General features: G+C 67.1%; 1 protein-coding gene. It reads left to right on the forward strand.

The annotated features are described in order from the left end of the window. Nucleotides 1-292: 292 nt before the first annotated feature. Nucleotides 293-1,209, forward strand: a 917-nt coding sequence (locus ACOADB_RS04230; RefSeq protein ID WP_378596688.1) for a phosphate ABC transporter substrate-binding protein PstS, incomplete at its 3' end; no start/stop codon positions are given.

Consider the following 1,209-nt stretch of genomic DNA (forward strand, 5'->3'; position numbering starts at 1 on the left):
GTACGACGCCCTCGGGCTGGACGGCGCGAGCGGCACGCCGCCCCTGGAAGCCGCCGAGATGCTGGTGCTCCACGTGCGCAAGGGAGCGGTCGTCGCCGTCGAGCGGCACCGCCCCCGCTTCGTCGTCTGAGACCCGCACCACGCCGCAATCCCGCCCCGACCGCCACTGTTCACCATGCGTTCAGATCGGCCGGGGACTTGCGTTACCGACGCTCCCTAACTTCTCAGTTGTCCAGTACGAATCGGGGGGCCCCGAGAAGACAAAGCCCCTCACCTCTGAGAGGCAAGTTCCTTGAACTTCAAGACCATTCGAAGCGCCGCGATCCCCGGTGTTGCTGCCCTCGCCCTGCTCATGAGCGCGTGTGGCGCCTCCAACGAGAGTGGCGACGACGCTGCGTCCAGCGACCTGAGCGGCAACCTCAAGGGCGGCGGCGCGACGTCGCAGGAGAAGGCCCAGGAGGCCTGGAAGACCGCATTCCAGGGCAAGAACAGCGGCCTGACCATCGACTACTCGCTGCTCGGCTCGACGGACGGCCGCGGCCAGTTCATCGCCAAGGCGCTGTCCTTCGCCGGCACCGACTCCTACATCAAGGAAGAGGAGCTCGCGGCCGCCAAGGAGCGTTGCGGCGGCAACATCATCGAGGTCCCGGCCTACATCTCCTCGATCGCGATCGCCTTCAACCTCAAGGGTGTGGACGAGCTCAAGCTCGACGCCGCCACGATCGCCAAGATCTTCGCGGGCAAGATCACCAAGTGGAACGACGCTGCGATCGCCGCGACCAACGAGGGTGTCGAGCTGCCTGACACCAAGATCACCGCGGTGCACCGCGCCGACGACTCGGGCACCACGAAGAACTTCACCGACTACCTCGCCAAGACGGCGGAGAAGGACTGGGCCTACGAGGCCGAGGACGCCTTCCCGGTCTCCGGTGGTCTCTCCGCCGAGGGCACCTCGGGTGTCGTCAAGCAGATCGCCGACATCGACGGTGCCATCGGCTACGCCGACGCCAGCCAGGCCACCGACCTCAGCCACGTCTCGGTCAAGGTCGGCGAGGAGTTCGTTGCTCCTTCGCCCGAGGGCGCCGCGAAGACCGTCTCGATCTCCCCGGTCGTCGAGGGCCGCGACGAGACCGACATCGCCGTCGACGTCGACCGCAACACCACCGAGGCCGGCGCCTACCCGGTGATCCTCCTGTCGTACCTCCTCGC

This window comes from Nocardioides sp. CPCC 206348 (genome assembly GCF_048654705.1).
Taxonomy (GTDB): domain Bacteria; phylum Actinomycetota; class Actinomycetes; order Propionibacteriales; family Nocardioidaceae; genus Nocardioides.